Below are 23,656 nucleotides of genomic sequence, written 5' to 3'. Positions count from 1 at the left end.
GATTGTCACCTATTTGACATAGACAGGTTTTGTTTCAACTTGCTATATAGTGTAAAATCGATATATCACAATATCGATCAAAGGGGGTTCCAAGGTATGGTGAAAAAAATCGTTGCTGCTATCATCTTAATCACCTTACTTACGGTAGCGATTGTTCAAGCAATGGATAAAAAAGCTGAACCCGATCAACTTAGTCAGGAAACAGCGAATATGGGAGGGCTAAAAGTTGGTGCCAAGGCACCTGATTTTGAACTAAAGACATTATCAGGTGATACAATCAAGCTTTCGGATTTAAAAGAAAAAAAAGTAATGCTCAATTTCTGGGCGACATGGTGTCCACCATGTAAAGCAGAAATGCCAGCCATGGAGAAATTTCATAAAGAGGCAGGTACGGAGATCGTTATTTTAGCCGTGAACATCGACCCTCACTTAGATGTAAAAGCATTTGTGGATGAGAACGGAATTACCTTTCCAATTCCATTAGACGAAGAGGATATAGTAAATGAAACATATCAGGTTCTTTCCATTCCAACTACCTATTTTATTGACTCGAATGGAAATATCGGTAACAAATATATTGGTGCCATGAATTATGAATTAATGAAACAATATACAAAAGAATTAAAATAAGACATTGGTCTTCGAACCAATGTCTTTTTTTATTTTACGATAAGTAAAAAATTTGACTATGAGAATTGTCCAGCGCCTTGTGCTTGCACTTTTCTTTTAAAAAATAAATTTTCGAAAAGTTGTAATAATTGCAACCGTTTCCGGACATAATAACTGTTACAATAGTACGTAAGGAAGGTGATACACATGAGAAAACCAAGAAAACGCTCATTTGCAGAGCTTGTTTCTGAAAATAAAAGTCAACTTTTGAAGGATAGAGCGGCAATGGAAAAAATTGAACAACGCCTAGAAGCCAAACGTTTAGGCAAGGCGGAGTAATCTCACATAGATTACCAATCATGTCCCCTCTTTAAAATGGACAAAATGTTAAAGAGGAGGGATATTATATGAGTAATCCAAAAAAAGGACCGCAAAACTTTCACCCTGATGAACTTGGAAACCTCTCCAAACGCTTCGGAGGCAACAAAGGAAAAAAATACCAAGATACATCTGGAAAGCATGCTCAAGTCATTCAAACTAAAGGTGAATAATTATCATGGAAAAGACTCGGCCGGCAAGTGCCAACGGGTCTTTTGTTTTGTTTAATTTCCATAAAAAAATCCGCAAATTTGTTGTGATATTTTTCCCCCTTCGATACAAACTATATCTGTACCACGACCCATATGAAGGAGGAAACTTCGAATGACTTATAATAATAAACCGAAACCAGATGATCGAAGTGATAATGCAGAAAAGCTGCAATCCATGATCCATGACACCTTGGAAAACATCGAAGCAGCGGAAGACTCACTGGCGCTAACCGATAGTGATACCCAGCGTCGACAAATTGAGGAAAAAAATCAACGCCGCCGTGAAAGTGTCGAATCCTATCGCGCTGAAATAAAGGATGAAACCTAAACCCATTTCGCCCAGGACCTGTTAATCCTAACAGGTCCTTTTCGTGTCTCTTTATTAGTACGAGGAGATATGTTGTGATAAGATAAAAGGGAAATTTTTGATGAAGAAGTGATAAATGTGAATCAACAACAAACAGACAAGAAGGAACTTCTTGAAAAATGGGAAATTGAACTAGGGGAAAATGGCTTTATTTCCAATGAAAGTCATTTAATTAACACTATAAGCAAGGAATCAGATGCTATCTTACTTTCTCGGATGTTAACTATTGCAGCTCTTTCCCGTTTATGTCGGCATAACTCAGACTCGCTGGCTACTGCCTGGCTGGAGAAGGCAGTACAATTACATCCTGAAAACGATAGAGCAAAAGCTTTTTTTATTGAGTTTGATTGGAAAAAGAAACAAGATTTATTAGACGTTCTTACCTTCCCGTCGATTAGGGAAACGGATAACCGAACGGCAAAAAAGAAAATTGCAGAACAATACATAGAGATTTGCCAAGCATTTTTACTCGATGCTGAAGATCACATGGATGATCTACAGGAAAATCTAAAGCTTGCTCAAACGTTACATAATAAAAAACTGTATGAACAATATAAAAATTTAGCAGACAACCTATCCTCAACCATAGATATTACCGTCCATCTACTTAAAGCAGCCGAGGAATACGAAGAGTCGATTATTGGCGTCTTTCATACTTCCTCCTATTATGAGGATTTAAAAGTACAGCTATCTAAACTTGAGGAAAACAAAAACCAGTGGTTACAGCTATTTGTTGAAGAAAAAAAGACTGAACATACTTCCAAAAAAGCTTTAGAACAACTAAATGAAATGATTGGAATGGAAAGCGTCAAGAAGCGTATTAATGATTTCTATCGCTTTTTAATATATCAGAAACAAAGGAAAGAACTAGGATTTCAAATAAAAGATGCCCTTAGCTTAAATATGGTCCTTACAGGTAATCCTGGAACAGGAAAAACGACACTTGCCCGGCTTTTGGCACAAATCTATCATGAACTGGATGTCTTGCCACGAGCAGACGTAATCGAGATGGATCGTTCCCAACTCGTTGGGGCTTATGTGGGACAAACAGAGGAAAATGTCAGGGCAGCAGTAGAACGTGCCTTAGGCGGTGTGCTGTTCATCGATGAAGCCTATAGTTTAAAACGCGAAGGTCAAACAGGAAATGATTATGGACAAACGGCTATCGATACGCTCGTATCACTTATGACTGGAAAAGAATATGGCGGTAAATTTGCTGTTATCCTGGCTGGCTATCCTGAAGAAATGCGAACATTCTTAAATGCCAATCCTGGATTACGGAGCCGGTTCCCGCAATCGAATCTTGTTCATCTAGATAATTATTCAAATCAAGAGCTAATCTTAATCGCGGAGAAAATTGCTGCTGAAAATGATTTTATCCTTACAGAGGATGCGAAACGTCAAATCGATTATCTTCTCAATCAAGAGCGAGTGGATGACACCTTTGGCAATGCCCGCTCTGTCCGAAATATTGTCTTAGATGCAATATTTAAAAAGGGCGCCAACCTGCAGAGCACAGCAAATGACATTCTTGATTTCACTCTTTTAGAAGGGGCAGATTTTGGTATTGAAAAAAAGGAAAGCGCCGAATCATCCTTTGATCAGCTGGAAAAATTAATTGGTTTAACAGAGTTGAAAGAAGAAATAAAAACACTTGTTTCCTTGGTGAAAATACAGCAATTCAGAAGGGAAAAAGGTCTCCCAGTCGTCCCGATTCAACTACACTCTGTTTTTACCGGGAATCCTGGTACCGGAAAAACAACGGTAGCCAAAATCTATGCTGAGCTCCTCCGTGAATGTGGGATGTTAAAAAGAGGCCATCTCATCGTTGCCAGCAGGGCTGATTTTGTAGCTGGTTATGTCGGACAAACGGCAGGAAAAACAAAGAAAAAAATTCGCGAAGCTCTAGGGGGAGTATTATTTATTGATGAGGCTTATTCCTTGCTAAGTCAAACAGCCGGTGATTTCGGAAAAGAGGTTGTCGACACTCTCGTGGACGAGATGACCAAGCATAATGAAAATTTAGTCGTCGTCCTTGCGGGTTATCCAAATGAAATGGAACAGCTGCTGGGTAGTAATCCAGGACTACGCTCCCGCTTTAAAAAGTATTTTCTTTTCCCAGATTACTCTGCTAAAGAAATTCTCGCGATTATGGAAGCTTATGCTGAAAGATTCCAGTATCAATTAACCAAAGCAGCTAAAAAACGACTAACGGAAATGATAGAAAATAGAGTATTTAAAGCAAATGGAAGGTTTGCCACCAATTTGATTGATGAAATGATTCAAGCCCAAGCATTGCGCCTCGTAGCCATAGAAAATGAAGAAGAATTAATGGAAAAGGCGAATGATTTAGAAGAAGAAGATGTTGTCAAATCACTTAATAAATTGAAACAATAGGGAGAAGATGAAAGTGGAAGAGTTATTTATTTCAACACGGGAAATTCAGCTATTATATGCAGATACAGACATGATGGGGGTCATTTATCATGCTAATTACTTGAAGTATTTCGAATTGGGGAGAACAGGCTTAATTGAAGATTTAGATTTTAGTTATTTGGAAATGGAGAATGCGGGTTATTATGCCCCTGTTTATGATATCCAAATTACCTATAAGAAACCATTGCGGTATGGTGATAGAGGTTTCGTCAAGACATGGGTAGAAAAAAATGATGGGATTAAGACTATTTATGGCTATACGATTGTAAATGGAGACAATGAAATATGTGCAGAAGGAACCTCTACACATATTATCGTCAAGAAGGATAATTTTCGACCAACATCATTCAAAAAGGCTTTCCCAGAATGGTTCCTAAAATATGAAGAAATAAAGAAAAAGTAGTCAATGATGAGGTGAACCTCGATGGCATTTGGAATTAAAAGACATGAAATAAGAGAGTGGAAACGAAAAATTGATGCTGGTGAAATCGCCTTTTTAACTCATTATTGGCTTGATGACCGTTTTCCAGGATGTAAAACGGTCACTAAAGTTGGCTGTCATGATCTTGATCGACTAGCTGACTGGGGAAAAAGATATGGGTTAGAAAAAGAATGGATTCACTACCGCCGAGACGGTTATTCTCATTTTGACTTAATCGGGGAAAGACAGAGAGAAATATTAAGAATAGAAGGCTTGGAAGATCATATTTGGTAACTATGGAGAGGTGTAAACATGCTAAAAATAGGGATTATTGGTTTAGGAGATATTGCAAAAAAAGCCTATTTACCGGTAATAGGTGCATTAAATGATGTCGAGGTCCACCTTTTTACAAGAAATGCGGAAAAGCTAATGCAAATTAGTAATAAATACCGATTTGCCCAGACTCATACCAGCCTTTCTTCACTCATTAACAGTGGGATTAAAGGAGCGTTTGTCCATTCTTCTACAGAGTCGCATGAGTTCATTGTGAAAGAGCTTTTAGAAAATAATATTCATGTGTATGTTGATAAACCGATTACCTATCATTACGAAACGACAAAACAACTTGTAGAATTAGCAGATACCAATAATTTAATCCTCATGACAGGCTTTAATCGCAGATTTGCACCATTTTACAAGGCCATGCAAGAAATAGCAGAGCCAAATATGGTTCTATTGCAAAAAAATCGTCATTCTCAGCCAGGAGATATCCGTACCTTTGTTTTTGATGATTTCATTCATTGCATTGATACCGTTCGGTTCCTAATGGACGGGGAAATGAAAGAGATCATTGTAAACGGGCGAAAAAAGGATGGACTCCTATACCATGTAGTGGTTCAATTTGTCTCTGAGAACATGACAGGCATGGCGATTATGAATCGAGATAGCGGTGCCGGTGAGGAACGGCTCGAGGTGATGGGCCCTGCTGAAAAAAGAATGGTCTATGATCTGGAAAGGATGACGATTCTTCAGGGGAATCAAGAATCCACCATCGGTTTTAATAATTGGGATCCTACACTCTATAAACGGGGCTTTGAACAAATTATTGCGGAATTCCTTGATGCGCTACGTACGAATTCCAAGCCCTCAATCTCTGCAGCAGATGCCCTAAAAACACATGAAATTTGTGAAATGATTGTCCAACAATTAGAAAATAGCTAGTAAAAAAGCACACTTGAAAATCAAGTGTGCTTTTTACTTTTCATAGCTTATGACTGGTTCCTCGTATTTTGTTTGATAATCGATGATGAGATTATGGTCGTCAAAATACCATAAATCCTTTTCTTCGATATAAAAAGTAATTCCATCCTCCTGCACTTTTGTGCCGACATCGGTTGGTTCTTCATTGGATACTCCAAGCGAAAAGCCACTTTGGACAGTGCTGCAACCGCCGTAGCGGGCAAAGAATCGGACATAATCACCTTTATTAAGATTTAGTTCTTGCTTATACCAGGCTACAGCATCATGGCTGATTTGTATTTTCATTGGAAACTCCTTTCTAACACTACTATTTAGTTATTATATATTACCGTTAGAAAATTATCGATCATGGTGCTTCACCTAAAGAATAGGGATTTGCAGTATTCCAGTAAGAAAAAGGATACATAGAGCTAATATATGGGCAATAATCGCTGGAACAATGCTTTTGGTCCTGATTGTTAGGTAACCTAATAGGAGGCCCAATAAGAAATAGCTGATGAAAATCATTGTTGAAAAACCAAGTAGCGTCGAATTGATACCGAAAGCTAGACTGGTGATTAGAATTCCATATTTTATATTGGTAATTTTAATCATTTGGGTCAATAAAATACCACGCCAAATAAATTCTTGAAGGGTGGCATGAACACCTGCAAATAATAGCAAAGATAGAAATCCCTGCAAGAAATTGGGACCACCATGGGTTATGGTGATCATAATAAACACAAGTGGAAATGGGATTAATGTAAATGAAAGCATTCTTTTCGATGGTATTTGCCAAAAAGACATGATTTCCCGATTAAATGCTTTGCTAACATAACAAACAGAGAGGATTGGAATAATAGTTAATAATTGACTTCCGATAAGCACGTAATAAGGGTTTAACTCAATTCCTTCGAGAAACTTATCTAAATAAAAACGGATTAAATTCCCTCCGAAAAAAGAAAGGAAAATCCACGAAAATAAACGGTTTTCTTCATTAAAAAAAGCAATCATTAACATGAATCCAAAAACTAGCATAAAAAAATAGCTAAAATTCCCTCTGCTAAATAAATAGGTTGAAATGATAAAAATAATCGAAATAAAAACAGCTTGATTCTCCCTTTGTTTCACTTAGAACCTCCAATTAATAGCCTTTATACCATAACAATAATATAATATATATCTGTGGGATAATTCGACTTTCTTCTACTTTTGAAAAGGAAGTGATATTTATTGTTTAAAGTTACTGAAAATGCCCTCCAACTTTTTAAAATGTTGGTTGAGAAAGAAAAGCAAACCCCAGATGAGCAGTTATTCGTTCGCCTAAGCATGGGTGTTGGTTGAGGAGGTCCAAAATTAAATCTGTCTCTGGAAGAGCAGAAGATTAGCGGCGATTTTGTCTTTAAATTTGAAGAGGTTATGATCCTCATTCATGAGAAAGAATTTGTCTATTTTGACCACACAAAACTAGATTATGTAAGTGATGTTTTAGGAAAAGGGGCATTCAAGCTGCTTAAAATCTAAAAACGGAGAACCCTTTGCCAGGAATCTCCGTTTTTTACTTTACCTATCCATTTGTTCAAAAAAGTCGATAATTTCATCGAAGGTTTGGGTGACTTTAATCGGTGTATCACCTTGAGAAGTATCTTCCAGCTGGTGAAAAATCTCAACGATAAACTCATTTTCCGTTGTGGCTTCGGTTACATCGGTAGAAAAAATAAAGGTTTCATTCGAGGTGTACAATTTATCGCCTCCTCAATGTACTTACCTATATTTTACGAAAAAGAATCGTGAGGAATTCATGGTGAATATGAAATATTCGTGAAAAATAAAAATGGCTATAAAGGAATCACATATTGATCCCTTTATAGCCATTTAATCTTAGGTTCAGTTTTATTCATAATACGTTTGATATTGGCGCGGTGCCGATAGATAACAAAAGAAGCCAGTAAGGTTACAACAATTAGTAATGGGATGTCCCATTCAAACAAAGCATAAATCACACCACAAACCCCTGCAAGCATCGATGATAAGGAAACATACTTCGTTATGTAAAGACTTAAGAAAAACACGAGAAGTATAGTTAAGAACATCATCGGGGCACAAAACAATAAAACACCACCAGAGGTTGCAACTGCTTTACCGCCACGGAATCCTGCAAATACTGGGTAGGTATGACCGATTACGGCAAATACTCCTGCAAGTAAAGGGTTGATATCTAGTCCAAAAAGGACAGGCAAGGCCGCTGCGAGCGTTCCTTTTAAGATATCTGCAAGTGTCACCGCTAATCCGGCTTTTACCCCAAGTGTCCGAAAGGTATTGGTTCCCCCTAGATTTCCACTGCCATGCTCTCGTATATCCGTTTTATAAAATAATTTACCAACGATTAACCCTGACGGAATCGAGCCAAGTAAATAGGCAAGGATTAAAACTAAAACGATTTGAAGCATCCATCATTTCTCCTTCTAATATTGATACAGTATGTTTATTCTACCATGGAATGGTGAAAAAACGCTATCACAACCGTTAACACAGAAAAAGCCAGAAAAAATTCTTCTCAATTCTCCAATGATACCTTACGATAGTAGGGAGGAGGAAAGAAAGATGGCACAGATGGAATACAATAAAAAAAGATCGCCGAATTGGATCATCGGTGGCTTGATGATTGCAGTATTAATCATTGCATCATCCATATTTTGGTTACTCTATCCTTTTGCATCAAAGGAGAAGGTTCCTTATTTTCATAACAAATATCCGATCCTATTTGAAGGAAAGCAGCAGGGGAACGCATTGGTTGAGGGAAATACTTTGTTTCTTCCACTCCGTTTTATCCAAGAAAAAATCGACAACACGATTATTTTTGACGAAAAATCGAAATCAGTCATCATCACAACCGCTGAGAAAGTCATTCAAATGCCGACAGATTCGTTAACCTTCTTTGTTAATGAAAATCCTGTGGATCTCCAGGTATCTCCCATTATTTCTAAAGATGGGGAAATTTTTGTGGCCCTTGACCCGTTACTTACCTATTATCCACTTCAATACAAGAAATTAGCAGGAACAGAAGCGATTTGGATTCAGCAGCATGGAGATCAGTGGAACAAAGGAGAAATCATCTCCAAGGAAGTCAATCAGGAAAAGCTAAGACTACGAACAGAGCCTTCCTTATCATCTCCCTATACTACTGACATGAAGAATAAGGAATCCGTTATGATTGAAGCTGAGAAAGAAGACTATTACCTCGTTAGAAAAGAAAATGGTGTTAGCGGTTATATAAAAAAGGAATATGTTACTAAAAACGAAGAAGTCACCATTAGCATCTCACATGAAACCACACCGCATTCCGTTGCGAAAATTGATGGGCCCATTCAGTTAACGTGGGAAGCTGTGTATACGAAAAATCCTGACCATACCTTAATTCCAGACATGAGCGGAGTCAATGTCGTTTCACCTACATGGTTTTCTCTTGCCAGTCATGATGGAACGATAAAAAACATCGCATCATTAGAATATAGTAAATGGGCTCAGTCAAAAGGCTACCAGGTGTGGGGATTATTTTCTAATAACTTTGACCCCGAACTTACTCATGAAGCCTTAAAAGACTTTGAAACAAGGCAAACCATTATTCGTCAGCTTCTTCATTTTAGCCAAATGTACCAGCTGCAAGGAATTAATTTTGACATAGAAAATGTGAAACAAGAAGATGGACCGCTTGTAACGCAATTGATGCGGGAAGCAACTCCTTATTTGCATGAAGCAGGTTTAGTCGTTTCGATGGACATCACTTTCTATGCTGGCGAAAATAATAATTGGTCCTCCTTTTATGAACGAAAGAAGCTTGCGGAAATTGTCGATTATTTAATCGTGATGGCTTATGATGAACATACAGGTGCATCCACTGGTGCCGGAAGTGTCTCCAGTATACCGTGGGTAGAAACCAATCTGCAAAAATTACTTCAAGAGGTTCCGAATGAAAAGCTAATCCTAGGTGTTCCATTATATGCAAGACTTTGGAAAGAACAGCTAAAAGAGGATGGCACGACTGAGGTGACCGCCAAAGCATTGTCGATGGCTCAAGTGAAGGAATGGATCACAGAAATGGGTGTACTGCCGGTTTATGACGAGGCAAGCGGACAAAACTTTGTGGAATATTTTGCAGAGGATGAGAAAGCCACTTATAAAATTTGGATTGAGGATGAATTATCCTTAAACAAACGGGCCGATCTAGTCAATTCGTTTCAGCTTGCTGGGATAGGGACTTGGTCGCGTTTCTTCGGTGACGAAAGTGCATGGACCGCATTAGACTTAAATAATAATCAAACTGTTACCCAAAAATAGACCGTAAAATACGGTCTATTTTTCTGTCTATATTAAGAACAATTATGGGCAATTTTATTACAAAAATATGGAGAATTTTCAAATCATTCGCTGATTTATAGATAAAATTTATTATCTTGGAATATAATTTACCTAAATATTAGTAAAAGTTAAAGCGAAGAACCGACCACTTTCACAGTAAAAATGGTCGGTTTTCATATATAAAATCCTCTGGTTGTCCCCTAAACCATAATCTTCTTTTAATCTCAATAAATTTAATAAAGGTAGTGATAGTATGAATATTCTTAAGGAAAGTGAAAAGAGCTATGATGAATTGGTCGAATTGAATCGGATGTTAGAGAAAAAATTAGCGGAAGAGATAGCCAAAAACAAAGAGAAAGATCATTTCTTCATCCAGCAATCCAGACATGCGGCGATGGGGGAAATGGTTGGAAGTATTGGGCACCACTGGCGTCAACCGATAAACAGCTTAACTCTCCTAGTTCAGGACTTACGCGATGCACTCGAGTTTGGGGAAATAACAGAGCTATATCTTGACCGTTTCACCAAAGATAGTATGGATCAAATTCAGCATATGACAGGTTTTTTGAATGATCTTCGAAAATTTTATCTGCCCAATAAAGAGAAGCGCTTTTCGGTTTCTGATGCTATAGAAGATGCCTTATCGATCTTTTCTCCTTGTCTGAAAAGCCATGATATCGATATTGAATTTGTTCATCGCGGACAGCCACTTACGTTTGGATATCCAAATGATTATCGTTTAGCTGTATTAAATGTCCTCTTAAACGCCAAGGATGCCTTTGACTATCGCGAACAACATAACAGGAAAATTCAAATCCAAATTTATGAGGAAGCGAATTTTTGGGCTGCCCAATTTACCTATAAGGCTGATGTGAGGGAGCCCGCATCCCATTTTAGTATGTTTGAGCCGAATTTTACCCAACAAACTCACGGTAGCGGGCTCAGATACTACTTTACAAACACAGTCGTAGCGAATATGAATGGATGTGTGAAAGCTGAAAATACAGGGGATGGAACAAGCATTACATTACTTGTCCCGAAGGCTTCCAGATAAACTATCGGAAAAATGGATTAATTCCATATTATTCTGAGTTTATGTTTTTTTCCTGATATCTTGGTTATGTTATAGTTAGTTTAGCAGGTTAAATATAGGAAAATAAGGAAGTGTTGAAGATGTCTGTTCAAAATCCAAGTCTTGATGACATTGGGGCCATTTTAAAAAAGGCTAAGAGAATTGCTGTGGTTGGTCTAAGTAATAAACCCGATAGAACCTCATACATGGTTTCTGAGGTCATGCAAAAAGCTGGATATGAAATTATTCCAGTGAATCCGACCATTGATGAAGCACTTGGCGTAAAGGCGGTAGCCTCCTTAAAGGATATCGAGGGTCATATTGATATTGTTAATGTCTTCCGCCGTTCTGAACAATTATTAGATGTTGCCAAAGAATTTGATGAAATCGATGCAGATGTGTATTGGGCTCAGCAAGGCTGCGTCGATGAAGAAGCTTATCAGTACTTAAAAGATAAGGGCTATACAGTCATTATGGACCTCTGTATAAAAGTGGCCCATGCTTTAACAAAATAAACAATTAGATAAAATAGCTGCTAAAAACTGGCAGCTATTTTATTTTTTTCACTTTAGATTACAGCAATTATATCTTGCAATAATTTGTTGTTTTCAAAGATTGCATTTGCCAAAATGAAATAAATCGCTAAAATAAAGCATAGACGAAGCGAGAACATATGATAAAATGATAGTGGCAAACGTTCGTTCTAACTTAATTAATAAAATTTAAGATATTAAAAATATCTGGCACGAATGAGAAATGTGATGATTATGTTAGCAATCAGAAGTGTTTTCTTTTTGTAGGCAGTGAAAGGGGTATTTTAGTGGCAAAAAATCAACAGGTGTTTGAATATAATGATGATGCCATACAGGTACTAGAGGGACTGGAGGCCGTCAGAAAGCGGCCAGGGATGTACATTGGCAGTACAGATTCTCGAGGACTACACCATCTCGTATATGAGATAGTCGATAATTCCGTGGATGAGGCTCTAGGTGGATATGGGGATCAAATTATTGTACGTATCCATAAAGATAATTCGATAAGTGTAATTGATAAAGGACGCGGAATGCCTACGGGTATGCATAAATTAGGAAAACCAACCCCTGAAGTCATTCTCACAGTGCTTCATGCTGGTGGGAAATTTGGCCAGGGCGGTTATAAAACGAGCGGTGGTTTACATGGAGTTGGCGCCTCTGTCGTCAATGCTTTATCTGAATGGTTAACCGTTACGATTAAGAGGGACGGTTTTATTTATGAACAGCGGTTTGAAAATGGCGGTAAACCAGTAACCACACTAGAAAAAATCGGGAAAACCAATCAAACGGGTACAACCATTCACTTTAAACCAGATACCACCATTTTTTCTACCACGACATATAATTTTGAAACATTGTGTGAAAGGTTACGAGAATCAGCATTCCTTTTAAAAGGATTGAAGATTGAAATCATCGATGACCGCAATAGTGTCCATGAAGTATTCCATTACGAAAATGGAATTGAGGCTTTTGTTAGTTACTTGAACGAAGAAAAAGATGAGCTTCATCCTGTTGCTAGTTTTGAAGGTAGTCAAAATGGCATTGAAGTTGAATTTGCTTTTCAATTTAATGACGGTTATTCCGAAAATGTCCTTTCGTTTGTAAACAATGTCCGGACGAAAGACGGTGGCACCCATGAAGTAGGGGCAAAAACGGCGATGACTCGTGTATTTAACGACTACGCCCGTAAGGTTTCACTTTTAAAAGAAAAAGATAAAAATCTTGATGGCGCTGATATTCGTGAAGGATTATCTGCCATTGTTTCAGTTAGAATTCCAGAGGAGCTTTTACAATTTGAGGGTCAGACCAAAGGTAAATTAGGAACGAGTGAGGCCCGTTCCGCAGTCGATGCGGTGGTGTCTGAAAATCTATCCTATTTTCTTGAAGAAAATCCTGATATTAGCTCTTTATTAATCAAAAAGTCAATAAAAGCCTATCAAGCAAGGGAAGCTGCAAGGAAAGCGCGGGAGGATGCCAGAAGTGGTAAGAAACGGAAACGTTCAGAAGCTAGTCTTTCAGGTAAACTTACCCCTGCACAATCACGTAATCCTCAGAAAAATGAGCTTTATTTGGTCGAAGGAGACTCTGCAGGTGGGTCCGCGAAACAGGGACGCGACCGCCGCTTTCAAGCGGTTCTTCCTTTACGAGGTAAAGTAATTAATACCGAAAAAGCAAAGCTTGCCGATATCTTTAAAAATGAGGAAATCAATACCATTATCCATGCTGTGGGTGCTGGAGTCGGGTCTGACTTTACTGTTGAAGATGTTAACTATGATAAAGTGATTATAATGACGGATGCTGATACTGACGGAGCCCATATTCAGGTATTACTATTAACTTTCTTCTACCGTTACATGAAGCCGCTTATCGAAGCAGGTAAGGTTTTTATTGCATTGCCTCCTTTATATAAGGTAAGCAGAGGTACCGGCAAAAAAGAAGTGATTGAGTATGCTTGGAATGAGGACGAATTACAAGGTGCTATTAAAAAAGTCGGTAGAGGCTATATCATTCAGCGATACAAAGGTCTTGGTGAAATGAATGCTGACCAGCTTTGGGAAACAACCATGGATCCGGAGACACGGACGTTAATCCGTGTAAAAATTGATGATGCGGCAAGAGCAGAACGCCGCGTAACCACTCTTATGGGTGATAAAGTGGAACCGCGCCGTAAATGGATTGAAAGCAATGTGGCGTTTGGTTTAGAAGAAGATGATTCAATTCTCGAAAATGAAAATATTACGGTCGCCCAGGAGGAATCTGAATAATGAGTACAAATGAAAAGTTCCGTGACCTGCCTTTAGAGGATGTCCTTGGTGATCGTTTTGGTCGATATAGTAAATATATAATTCAAGAACGTGCCCTGCCAGATGCCAGGGACGGCTTGAAGCCAGTGCAGCGAAGAATATTGTTTGCGATGCATGTGGAAGGGAACACCCATGAAAAAGGTTTCCGAAAATCAGCTAAAACCGTTGGGAATGTAATTGGTAACTATCACCCCCATGGTGATTCATCCGTTTACGAAGCGATGGTTCGGATGAGCCAGGACTGGAAGGTACGAAATGTCCTAGTAGAGATGCATGGAAACAACGGTAGTGTCGATGGTGATCCACCTGCAGCGATGCGTTACACAGAAGCTAGGCTATCAGCCATTGCCACTGAGTTACTACGTGATATCGAGAAAAACACCGTAGAGTTTATTCCAAACTTCGATGATACATCAAAGGAACCAACTGTATTCCCAGCAATGTTTCCAAATCTACTTGTCAATGGATCAACCGGTATTTCTGCTGGTTATGCAACCGATATACCACCCCACCATTTAGGTGAGGTCATTGATGGTGTCATCATGAAAATGGATCAGCCTGATGTTTCTGTTGATGAATTAATGACGGTGATCAAAGGTCCCGATTTCCCAACTGGTGGCATCATACAAGGAATCGATGGAATTAAAAAAGCCTATGAAACTGGTAAAGGAAAAATAATCGTCCGCAGTAAAGCAGAAATTGAGGATGTTCGTGGCGGTAAACAGCAGATTGTTGTCACAGAAATTCCTTATGAAGTCAATAAAGCGAATCTAGTAAAAAAAATCGATGAATTTCGCTTAGACCGAAAAGTAGAGGGCATTTCTGAGATTCGCGATGAAACGGACCGAACAGGCCTGCGCATCGTCATTGAATTGAAGAAAGATGCGGATGCAAATGGTGTCCTAAACTATTTATATAAAAACAGCGATTTACAGGTGACCTATAATTTTAATATGGTTGCTATTTCTAATAAACGTCCGAAATTATTAGGTATTCGGGAATTACTTGACGCCTATATCGAGCATCAAAAAGAGGTTGTAACTAGAAGAACTCAATTTGAGCTTAATAAAGCAAAAGAACGACAGCATATCGTCGAAGGGCTAATGAAGGCATTATCCATTCTCGATGAAGTCATTGTGACGATCCGTGCATCAAAAGACAAGCGTGACGCGAAAGACAATTTAATAGCTAAATTTGACTTCACAGAAGCACAAGCTGAAGCGATTGTCTCCTTACAGCTTTATCGTTTAACCAATACAGATATCACAGCATTAAGAAATGAAGCGGAAGAATTAGCAAAGAAAATCGAAGAATGGACAGCCATCTTGGACAGTGAGAAAAAGCTAATTTCAGTGATTAAAAAAGAATTAAGAGATGTAAAAAAACGATTTGCTGATGAGCGCCGTTCAAAGATTGAAGCAGAAATAGAAGAATTAAAAATCAATCTAGAGGTCATGGTTGCCAGTGAGGATGTTATTGTCACTGTTACGAAGGAAGGCTATGTAAAACGGACAAGTCAACGTTCCTTCGCAGCCTCAAACGGACAAGATTTCGCCATGAAGGAATCTGATCGAATGCTGGCACAGTTGGATATGAATACGAAGGATGTCCTGTTACTGTTTACAAATAAGGGAAATTATTTATTCTGTCCAGTTCATGAATTGCCAGATGTCCGGTGGAAGGATCTTGGTCAGCATATTGCCAATATTATCCCAATTGAGCGTGATGAAGAAATTATACAGGCCATAACGGTAAAAGATTTCGAAAAGGATGCCTATTTAGTGTTTGTCACTAAACAAGGTATGGTCAAGAAAACCGAACTGAAGCAATATAAAGCACAGCGATATTCGAAGCCTCTAGTTGGTGTGAACCTTAAAGATGATGACCAAGTAATTGATGTTCATTTAACTGATGGCACAAAGGAAATTTTCTTAATTACAAAATTGGGATACGCATTGTGGTTCGCTGAGGATGAGATAAGTATTGTTGGTGTCAGAGCGGCGGGCGTAAAAGGTATTAACTTAAAAGACGGCGATGTCGTTGTCGGTGGTAAAGTCCTTTCTCCTGATGACAGCCCAGCCGTTGTCATCGTTACACAACGTGGCTCGATCAAGCGAATGAAGCTGAAGGAATTTGAAAAATCAGGTCGTGCAAAACGTGGAGTTGTCATTCTACGCGAGCTAAAAGCAAATCCACATCGGATAGTCGGCTTTGTTGTTGCGAATGAACAGGATATTGTGTTCATTCAAACCGAAAAAGGACAAACGGAACAAATAACAGCCGAAGAGATTCGCTTTAGTGATCGTTATTCCAATGGCTCGTTTATCTTGGATGAAACGGAAAATGGAAAAGCAACAACCATTTGGAAGGTAGAAGTTCAAGAAAAACTGAGTGAATAAAAATTTTTAGAGTCTCCCTTAAATTTAGGGAGGCTTTTTTCATGTTTTTACCATGAATGGGGCATACTACCTTTATCAGACTTTGGAGGGGTAAAGAATGAAAAAAGAGCTTATCATGGCAGCTACAGCATTCTTTCTTATGTCAGTTACAATTACCGGTGTATATGCAATGGAGGAGAGAGCAAACACAGTAACCATTTCAAAAGCAGAAACGGATATTACCGGTGATGGTATTATGGAGACAATCTCATTAAAAGGGGTACCTTATGATGAAGATGAACATTATTTAAAAGAAATATATATTGAAGTCAACGCTTCTAATGATAATCGGGTTACGATTCCCCTTGAAAGTGGAACGAAAGCAGCACTTAAAATTGCTGATTTAAATCAAGATGGCGTTAAAGATATCTTTGCCAATGTTCTACTCGAAGATGGGGGAGAAAATACCCTAAATTATTTATACTCGTTAAAGGATTTTATCCACCAGGAATTAACCGTTCCTGACCCATTAGAAATCAGCAGTGGATTTGACAATGGTTATAAAGCAAAATTAACGATTAATCAAACAGGGAAAACCTATGAGTTTGATTTAAAGGATCGAAAAAAGTATTACAAAAAACTTGGACTTTACTATAAAGGAAAGATAAATGAACCTACAGAATTGACCGTGAATTCCTTTCATTCTTTAAAACCTGTTCTTTTAGATAATGGGGAAACAGGGTTAAGAGGGATACAAAAAATAACAGGAATTACGAACGCTGACACAATTGCTTTTGTAGAATCCTCTTGGAGTTATAAAGATGGGAAATGGAGCTTAGTCAATACGAAGGTTCGAACCGAAAAAGAGAAGAAGAAACGATAAGGACACAGGTTATTCCTGTGTTTTTTTACGTATTAACATTGCTAGTCGGGAACTTTTTTGAAACAAAAACGTAAATACAATTAAAAAGATAAATGGGGGTGGAGAAATAATGAGATTTTATTCTAAAAAGGGGATCTTTATTGGGATTTTACTCTGGGGCTCGATACTCTTTATGGGATATTCAACGATTTTTCTCCCGGATAAAGATGATGGATGGGTAGGGCGGATAATTGCTATTATCGTGTTTCTCATGGTAACTAGTTTTTTCTCCTGGCTTTGGTTTTGGACCTACTATGAGATCGATGGGGAGGACCTAAAAATCGTAGCAGGTCCATTTAAACAAAATGTTAACATAATGAATATTAAAAGAATAAAAAGCACAAATAATCCGCTTTCAAGTCCAGCTTTATCTTTGAAAAGAATAAAACTTGAGTACGGAAAATGGGATTTTGCCATCATTTCACCAAAGGATGAAGTGAGCTTTTGTAACAAATTGAACGAAATAAATCCAGCAATTGTGGTAGATTTAAAGAAAAAAAATGGTTAGTAAACTAGTGAAAATTTTTAAAAAATCTCATTTTCTTAAGTATACTTTATATTTGAGACAAAACTAGAATTAGTTTACATAATATATATTATGTAAACTAATGAAAGGAAAATAAACCGCCATCTAATGACAGTTTATTCCATCTATTCCTTTGGCATATCCATCTTATCGACAGCAATTTTTAAATCATCATTCTTAATATGCGTATAGATCATCGTTGTTTGAATGGATGAATGACCTAATTGCCGTCTTAATTTCGGTACATCGTTAATCTCCGCATGATATCTGGTTGCAAAGGAATGCCTAAGTTTATGTACGGATAATGAGGGTTTGCCAAAAGCTGAAGCGTATTTTTCAATCATTTTTTCGACTGAACGTGCCGTTAGTCTGCGTGTTTTACCTTTAGGGCCAATAGCAGCTGAGATAAATAATGCATGATTATTCTTATCCACTTGGTATTTAGACGATCTTACAGCCAAATAATCCTGCAAATCCGCCATTGCCACTTGGCTAAAGAATACAAATTGCTCTTTATTTCCTTTTCGAATGACTCGTGCACTATATTTGCTGAAGTCGATATCATCCAAATCAAGATTCACCAGCTCAGAAAGACGAAGGCCAGAGCCTAAGATTAGAGAAACGATTGCAGTATCACGTTCTTTGTTAAATTGATAAAAATTTGAGATCTTTTTGTTTTCCTTATTCAATTCACCATACTCATGAGCAACAAATAAGCGAAATTTTTCATATTCATCGCCTAGAAGGATTTTGCCTTCCATTTTATTTGCTTTCGTCTCCATACTGTCTTTCACTTCATTGAATTCAATTTTCGCCATGACATTTCGATTGATATATGGCTTTAAATCAGGGGTTTCAGCAACATTTTGCAGATAATTAAACAAAGATTTTAAGGCAGATAACTTACGATTCACGGTTAATTCTTTATTGTTTAACTGATAATGAAGAAAGTTCAAAAAGCCTTCAATTTCAAGAACCGTCAATCGTTCTAGACGTTCTAGAGGAATATCCTTAATATCACCCTGAACTAATTGCTCACTGACCATCCAGTTGAAAAAGATTTTATAGTCATGACAGTAATTGAATAACGAAGCCGTCGAAAGTTTCCTTAATTTATGGTTTATATATTCTTCAACATACCAGGGAAGATCGTTAAGTAAGGCTTGCAGCTTTTTAAAATTCAATTGATTTTGTTGGTTAACCATATAAACACCTCTTCTATATTTTACCCAACATGGATAATTACGTCAAATTTATATTTTACGTAATTATCTAAAGAACAACCATATAGTTAAGTTTACACTTTCGGACTGTTGTAAGAGGAAAAGTAACCTTACTGCAATAAGGTTACTCTTTCATTTGATGATAATACAAAAGAAAACAATCCACTAGAGGTGTGGATTGTTTTCTTTTGTCATTGGTTATTCAAAAATTCATGAATCTCGTAGATCAAATTAGAAGGGTTCTCATACATACTCATATGACCACTTTCTTTAATTAAGACCTGTTTTATATTAGACTTACTGACAGAAAAAGTTTTATCACTTGGGATAATTTGATCCTTTTCGCCTGCAATTAATAGAACTGGCAACGAACTTCCCTCTAAAACATGATTTCGATCAGGTCTTTCTTTCATTGCAAGGAGTGTTTTCATTACCCCTTCCGCTGATGTTGAATAACCAATTTCCTTTGCTATTTTTACAGCTTCAGGATTTTTCTCTAAGTTATCTGGTGAAAAAAGTTTTGGTACGAGCCCGTCAATCAGAGCATCTATTCCTTCCCTTTTTACTTTCTCAACATTCGCCTCTCTTCCCTTTTTTGCTTCCTCAGAATCTGGAAAAGCAGTTGAATGTATTAAAGAAAATCCTTTCAATTGGTCACTGTACTTTTCGACAAATGCAAGAGTAATATAACCTCCTAGTGAATGCCCGAACATGGTAACATGTGATAAATTCAAGTGATTCAATAAAACTTTAATATGTTCTGCAATATCCTCTATTCTAGAGGCTCCTACCAGGTTAGAAGATTCCCCGTGTCCCGGAAGGTCTGGTGCAATCACTCGAAAGTTTTTGGACAGTTCTGGTATCACCTGTTGCCAATAGTCTTTGCTCCCACAGAACCCGTGGAGTAGAACAACCGGATTTCCCTTCCCCTCATCAATGTAGGTTATGATTGAACCATTTAAATCAAGGACATACTTTCCCATATTAACTCCCTCCATTATCTATTTCCATTTTCCAGAACTATTCAAGATAACTTTTGCATCAACATTAATGCTCATATCTTTATACGCTTTATACCAGTCTAACGCTTTCCATTGATGATAACTCATTTTATTCCGTACAAATCGACCAATTCCCAGTGGATCCACCTGAAGTTTTTGCAATTTTAAAAAAAGTTCCTCACCCTCCTTATTTATCCTTTCGGTAATAATTTTCTCCATTTTTTTTTGGATTTTCGGATCTGAAACGTCCTCTTTACCTGTAAATTCAAGTACATCACCCAAAATTTCAATATGAATCGTAGCACTCCTGCGATTTTTAGAAGTCGATTGTACGTCAATTTCATGACCCCGCAGTTCATAGGAAAGCATGATGGAGGCAGTCTCATCACCACTCACATTTATTTGTTGAACAAACACACCTTCTCTCATCTCTTCACGAAAAAGAAAAAGATACCGGGCATCCATAGGATTCAGCATATCAACTAGTTTATCTTGATGATATAAACCTATGCCATTGTAGGTTATATTATTATTTTTGACCTTAAATACCGGCAGAATTGGATCTATACCGTCATCATAATAATCTCTAAGAAATTGATATATATTAAAATTCGTCCTAAGGTTTTCTTTATTCAGTTTCGTTAAAAACTGCTCTAGATACGTAGCATTTTGTCCTTCGTTTTTTATTTGCAACATCAAAATATCACTAGCTTCATCTTCAGCTATTGCTAACTTTAGTCTAGTACCTATACTCGGATCCCTGACTAGGGAATTTAAATAAGGCAGCATCCCCTGGTTTGCTAATTTCTGACCAAATAATGCCACACGGATTTGTCCGCTTTCCAGTCTTAAATTCGTCTCATATCTAATTTTTTCCCTTGCCTCTTTACTGGATTTCCCGTTTACAATAATCGTTTTTCGATCATACTTCCCGTCTTTTGTTATGATTGGGAAGGTGGCTGAAACTTTTGTTGGATTTTCTCTGTTATCCGTAAGATCATAGCCAACTGCGTTTATTAAAGCTAAATCATCGATAATGAGCTGTTCGGCACATCCACTTAGGAAAAATATTAATATGCATACAATAAATTTAATCATTGGCAGGCTTCCTATTCATCTTATTCGAAATTAGTGTAATTACCAACAAAAGAATTGGAAGTAAAAAGGCAATAGCTGTTGATGCATAAGTAATATAGGTTAACCATTGTTCAACATCCTTTATCACTTTCGGAATGAATGAAACTGAAAAACTAACAAGCAGTAGGCCAAACAAAAGAAACTGAGGTTTAATTCCTTTAAATTGATACTGTATTAGTTCCTTTGAACCCCATAAATACATGACCGTTGTCAAAAGTACTTTTAAGCCAAAAATAGAAAATGTAAAATTTTCCACCCGTTCAAGGACTGGAAATGAAATGTATCCCAACAAAGTTACAACTGGGTACATTTCCCTCAGTAATTGATCAAAACTAAAAAATCCGAAGCTTACAAACGTAACTCCCAAATATATAAGAAATGTGATTGTATTTCCCGCTATTAGAGATCTCAATTGTTTCTTCTCAATCAGATGTAAAAATAAAATAGAAACTTCATATCCTAAAAGGGCAGTAAAAATAGACATTCCCCCATTAAAATAATCCGTTTCTCCCTTAAAGATAAACGGAGTAAGCCGGATTAAACTAAATTCTGGAAGGTGAAAAGCCAGTAAAAGTACAGTCCATATCGTAAAAAAAAATATTACAACCGTTGACTTCGCGATCTGATACAGTCCTTTCGTTAACAACATATACATCAGGATATAGGCCATAAGTAATAAGTAAAAAAGAGACACGTTATGATAGAACAATACCTTAATGATCATTGAAAATTTAACAATGACCATTACTCCTAACAGCATCCATACCCCTGCAATAAACAAACAAAATGGGAGGGTAATCCATTTTGGAATAATCCCTAAAATTTGAAACACTGACTTCCCATTACTTACTTTGTATACCAGCCAAATTAATATTAGATTGAAATTTACGATCATGTAAATAATAACAAGCCCAATCCATCCGTTTGTTCCAAATGCTTCAGCAACAAGTCGTGGTAAAGAAAATAATGTAACACCCGACTGTATTAAGTAAATCAGGATTGAAGTTTGAAAGGGAGATAACTTTTCTGTGATTTCCATGCTCATCCCCCTTCCGATTTTTTCTTAAATGGGCCCCTTATTAGTGTGAATTTGAAAAACTTAGGATAAATAGGCGAAATAGGAAGTAGATATGGAGAATTTAAATTTGTCAGGCTGCTTAAATGAATAATTAAGATTCCCATCCCAAAAATAATCCCGATATTACCCCAAAATCCAGACATGATAATAAATCCGAAACGGACTATTCTAATAGATGCACTTAATAAATAACTAGGTACAACAAAAGATGCAATGGCTGATGCTGCTACCACAATAATGAGGATATTACTGGTAATCCCTGCCTGAACCGCAGCCTGGCCGATTACAATACCCCCAACAATTCCGATTGTCTGTCCAACTTTGGTTGGTAGTCTTGCTCCTGCTTCTCTTAACAGCTCCAACAAAAATTCTAAAAAAAGTGCCTCAAGCACTGGTGGAAACGGTACCTTACTTCGTGATTCCAGCAAAGTCGGAAGTAATGCCTGTGGGATCATTTCATAATGAAAAGTTGTTACAGCTACATATAAAGCAGTAAAGAGAAGGGTAACTAAAATCGCAATATAACGTGTGACCTTAATAAACGTACTGACAATCCACCTTTGTCCGAAATCATCCATCGATTCCATAAAATCAAAAAAACTAACTGGTGTGCAAAAAGCAAACGGACTATTATCCATTAACCCGACAATTTTTCCATCAAACAATTTATAAGCCGTTACATCTGGTCTCTCCGTTGTATAAAATTGGGGAAATGGTGAATTAGGATGTTCATCAATATATTGAACAAGCATATTTGTATCAACAATGGCATCATTTTTTATCGATGCAATGCGTTTTTTTAGGTATTCTATATCTTTCTCAGAGGTAACACCTTCAATATAGAGTAAATAAACCGTCCTTTTTGCCTTTTGACCCACATGTAACTTTATGGATTTAAGCTGTGAACTCAACACTCTTCTTCGAATAAGTGATAAGTTCACGTCAACCGATTCAACAAAAGCATCATGGGCTCCAAGGATAACGGTTTCCGTCTCTGATGGAGATATTGACCGCGCCATCCCCTCTTTAAAAGGAAGCTCATAGGCCTGGGTATCTATAAATAAAATACCACTCCCAGATAAGATTGCTTCCTCTACAAGATTCATATCTTGGAGGGCTTTAAAATCGGACTGCTTTAAGTAAGATTGAAACTGTTCTAAGGTTAATGTTCTTAACTTGGCTAAAAGTTGTTCATAATGGTCTTTATTTATCAAGTAACTAAAATAATAAATTTTTAAGTTTAAAAGTGGAAATTCAGTAACACTTAAATCAGAACTATTTTTAAAACTAGTGAGAAATTTTTGTAAAATTGACTCTCCATCTGATGACTGTTGTTCCAAAGTGTTGTTATTTTCAGCTATTATTTCCCTCGGCCGTTTGAAATCCTTCAAAAAGCGATTGCGATCTTTACGCATTCGCATCCGCCCCATCTTTTTCTTTTATTTTTTGCTAACAATGGAAA

At 37.3% G+C, this 23,656-nt stretch carries 24 protein-coding genes; 15 read left to right on the top strand and 9 right to left on the bottom strand.

Annotation, left to right across the window (positions count from 1 at the left end; all coding sequences use genetic code 11):
• Positions 1–96 precede the first annotated feature (96 nt).
• The 8 genes from ACWM35_RS09035 to ACWM35_RS09000 all read left to right on the top strand — a co-directional run bounded on the left by ACWM35_RS09035 (position 97) and on the right by ACWM35_RS09000 (position 5,644).
• Positions 97–630 (top strand): redoxin domain-containing protein, encoded by a 534-nt coding sequence (locus ACWM35_RS09035; protein ID WP_454817503.1) that lies wholly within the window; start codon positions 97–99, stop codon positions 628–630.
• A gap of 186 nt (positions 631–816) precedes the next feature.
• On the top strand, positions 817–948 hold the full coding sequence (locus ACWM35_RS09030) for an FbpB family small basic protein (protein WP_454817501.1): 132 nt from the start codon (positions 817–819) through the stop codon (positions 946–948).
• Positions 949–1,016: 68 nt separating this feature from the next.
• Complete coding sequence (locus ACWM35_RS09025; protein WP_454817499.1) at positions 1,017–1,160, top strand: acid-soluble spore protein N; 144 nt, start codon at positions 1,017–1,019, stop codon at positions 1,158–1,160.
• A gap of 151 nt (positions 1,161–1,311) precedes the next feature.
• The gene (tlp, locus tag ACWM35_RS09020; protein ID WP_454817497.1) at positions 1,312–1,527 is read left to right on the top strand and encodes a small acid-soluble spore protein Tlp; all 216 of its coding nucleotides are present in this window, start codon (positions 1,312–1,314) and stop codon (positions 1,525–1,527) included.
• 117 nt (positions 1,528–1,644) lie between these two features.
• On the top strand, positions 1,645–3,963 hold the full coding sequence (locus ACWM35_RS09015) for an AAA family ATPase (RefSeq protein ID WP_454817495.1): 2,319 nt from the start codon (positions 1,645–1,647) through the stop codon (positions 3,961–3,963).
• A 13-nt stretch (positions 3,964–3,976) separates the two neighbouring features.
• Positions 3,977–4,405, top strand: coding sequence for an acyl-CoA thioesterase (locus ACWM35_RS09010; protein ID WP_454817494.1), 429 nt, complete (start codon positions 3,977–3,979; stop codon positions 4,403–4,405).
• Between the two features lie 21 nt (positions 4,406–4,426).
• Positions 4,427–4,717, top strand: coding sequence for a hypothetical protein (locus ACWM35_RS09005; RefSeq protein ID WP_454817493.1), 291 nt, complete (start codon positions 4,427–4,429; stop codon positions 4,715–4,717).
• 18 nt (positions 4,718–4,735) lie between these two features.
• A complete protein-coding gene (locus ACWM35_RS09000; protein WP_454817491.1) occupies positions 4,736–5,644 on the top strand; it encodes a Gfo/Idh/MocA family protein in 909 nt (302 codons plus the stop codon).
• Between the two features lie 33 nt (positions 5,645–5,677).
• On the opposite strand, the gene ACWM35_RS08995 is transcribed toward ACWM35_RS09000, so the two are convergent.
• The 4 genes from ACWM35_RS08995 to plsY all read right to left on the bottom strand — a co-directional run bounded on the left by ACWM35_RS08995 (position 5,678) and on the right by plsY (position 8,112).
• Complete coding sequence (locus ACWM35_RS08995; RefSeq protein WP_454817490.1) at positions 5,678–5,968, bottom strand: HesB/YadR/YfhF family protein; 291 nt, start codon at positions 5,966–5,968, stop codon at positions 5,678–5,680.
• Positions 5,969–6,043: 75 nt separating this feature from the next.
• The gene (locus tag ACWM35_RS08990) at positions 6,044–6,793 is read right to left on the bottom strand and encodes a CPBP family intramembrane glutamic endopeptidase (protein WP_454817488.1); all 750 of its coding nucleotides are present in this window, start codon (positions 6,791–6,793) and stop codon (positions 6,044–6,046) included.
• Positions 6,794–7,225: 432 nt separating this feature from the next.
• Positions 7,226–7,405, bottom strand: coding sequence for a hypothetical protein (locus ACWM35_RS08985; RefSeq protein ID WP_454817486.1), 180 nt, complete (start codon positions 7,403–7,405; stop codon positions 7,226–7,228).
• Between the two features lie 122 nt (positions 7,406–7,527).
• Positions 7,528–8,112 carry a glycerol-3-phosphate 1-O-acyltransferase PlsY gene (gene plsY / locus ACWM35_RS08980; RefSeq protein ID WP_454817484.1) on the bottom strand — a complete coding sequence of 195 codons (585 nt, stop codon included), beginning with the start codon at positions 8,110–8,112 and terminating at the stop codon, positions 7,528–7,530.
• Positions 8,113–8,266: 154 nt separating this feature from the next.
• Between plsY and ACWM35_RS08975 the strand changes: the two genes are divergently transcribed.
• From ACWM35_RS08975 to ACWM35_RS08945, 7 genes are all read left to right on the top strand, one after another.
• Positions 8,267–10,000 (top strand): glycosyl hydrolase family 18 protein, encoded by a 1,734-nt coding sequence (locus tag ACWM35_RS08975; protein WP_454817482.1) that lies wholly within the window; start codon positions 8,267–8,269, stop codon positions 9,998–10,000.
• A gap of 274 nt (positions 10,001–10,274) precedes the next feature.
• Positions 10,275–11,075, top strand: a complete 801-nt coding sequence (locus tag ACWM35_RS08970) for a sensor histidine kinase (RefSeq protein ID WP_454817480.1) — start codon at positions 10,275–10,277, stop codon at positions 11,073–11,075.
• Positions 11,076–11,194: 119 nt separating this feature from the next.
• Positions 11,195–11,608 carry a CoA-binding protein gene (locus ACWM35_RS08965; protein WP_454817478.1) on the top strand — a complete coding sequence of 138 codons (414 nt, stop codon included), beginning with the start codon at positions 11,195–11,197 and terminating at the stop codon, positions 11,606–11,608.
• Between the two features lie 305 nt (positions 11,609–11,913).
• Positions 11,914–13,890, top strand: a complete 1,977-nt coding sequence (parE, locus tag ACWM35_RS08960; RefSeq protein WP_454817476.1) for a DNA topoisomerase IV subunit B — start codon at positions 11,914–11,916, stop codon at positions 13,888–13,890.
• Complete coding sequence (gene parC / locus ACWM35_RS08955) at positions 13,890–16,328, top strand: DNA topoisomerase IV subunit A (RefSeq protein WP_454817474.1); 2,439 nt, start codon at positions 13,890–13,892, stop codon at positions 16,326–16,328. The genes parE and parC overlap by 1 nt, the downstream gene beginning before the upstream one ends.
• Positions 16,329–16,425: 97 nt before the next feature.
• A complete protein-coding gene (locus tag ACWM35_RS08950) occupies positions 16,426–17,190 on the top strand; it encodes a hypothetical protein (protein WP_454817472.1) in 765 nt (254 codons plus the stop codon).
• Positions 17,191–17,299: 109 nt separating this feature from the next.
• Positions 17,300–17,737, top strand: coding sequence for a PH domain-containing protein (locus ACWM35_RS08945; protein WP_454817470.1), 438 nt, complete (start codon positions 17,300–17,302; stop codon positions 17,735–17,737).
• A gap of 143 nt (positions 17,738–17,880) precedes the next feature.
• On the opposite strand, the gene xerS is transcribed toward ACWM35_RS08945, so the two are convergent.
• The 5 genes from xerS to ACWM35_RS08920 form a co-directional block, all read right to left on the bottom strand.
• Positions 17,881–18,960, bottom strand: coding sequence for a tyrosine recombinase XerS (gene xerS, locus ACWM35_RS08940; RefSeq protein WP_454817468.1), 1,080 nt, complete (start codon positions 18,958–18,960; stop codon positions 17,881–17,883).
• A gap of 209 nt (positions 18,961–19,169) precedes the next feature.
• Positions 19,170–19,961, bottom strand: coding sequence for an alpha/beta fold hydrolase (locus ACWM35_RS08935; RefSeq protein WP_454817466.1), 792 nt, complete (start codon positions 19,959–19,961; stop codon positions 19,170–19,172).
• An 18-nt stretch (positions 19,962–19,979) separates the two neighbouring features.
• Positions 19,980–21,077, bottom strand: coding sequence for a Ger(x)C family spore germination protein (locus ACWM35_RS08930; RefSeq protein WP_454817464.1), 1,098 nt, complete (start codon positions 21,075–21,077; stop codon positions 19,980–19,982).
• Positions 21,070–22,155 carry a GerAB/ArcD/ProY family transporter gene (locus tag ACWM35_RS08925; protein WP_454817462.1) on the bottom strand — a complete coding sequence of 362 codons (1,086 nt, stop codon included), beginning with the start codon at positions 22,153–22,155 and terminating at the stop codon, positions 21,070–21,072. Before ACWM35_RS08925 ends, ACWM35_RS08930 begins: the two co-directional genes overlap by 8 nt.
• 2 nt (positions 22,156–22,157) lie before the next feature.
• Positions 22,158–23,609: a spore germination protein gene (locus ACWM35_RS08920; protein ID WP_454817460.1), complete on the bottom strand. Its 1,452-nt coding sequence runs from the start codon at positions 23,607–23,609 to the stop codon at positions 22,158–22,160.
• Positions 23,610–23,656: the final 47 nt, after the last annotated feature.

This window comes from Neobacillus sp. K501, from assembly GCF_053749995.1.
The sequence above is the reverse complement of the archived record's forward strand: the minus strand, read 5'-3'. Positions and strand labels throughout refer to the sequence as shown.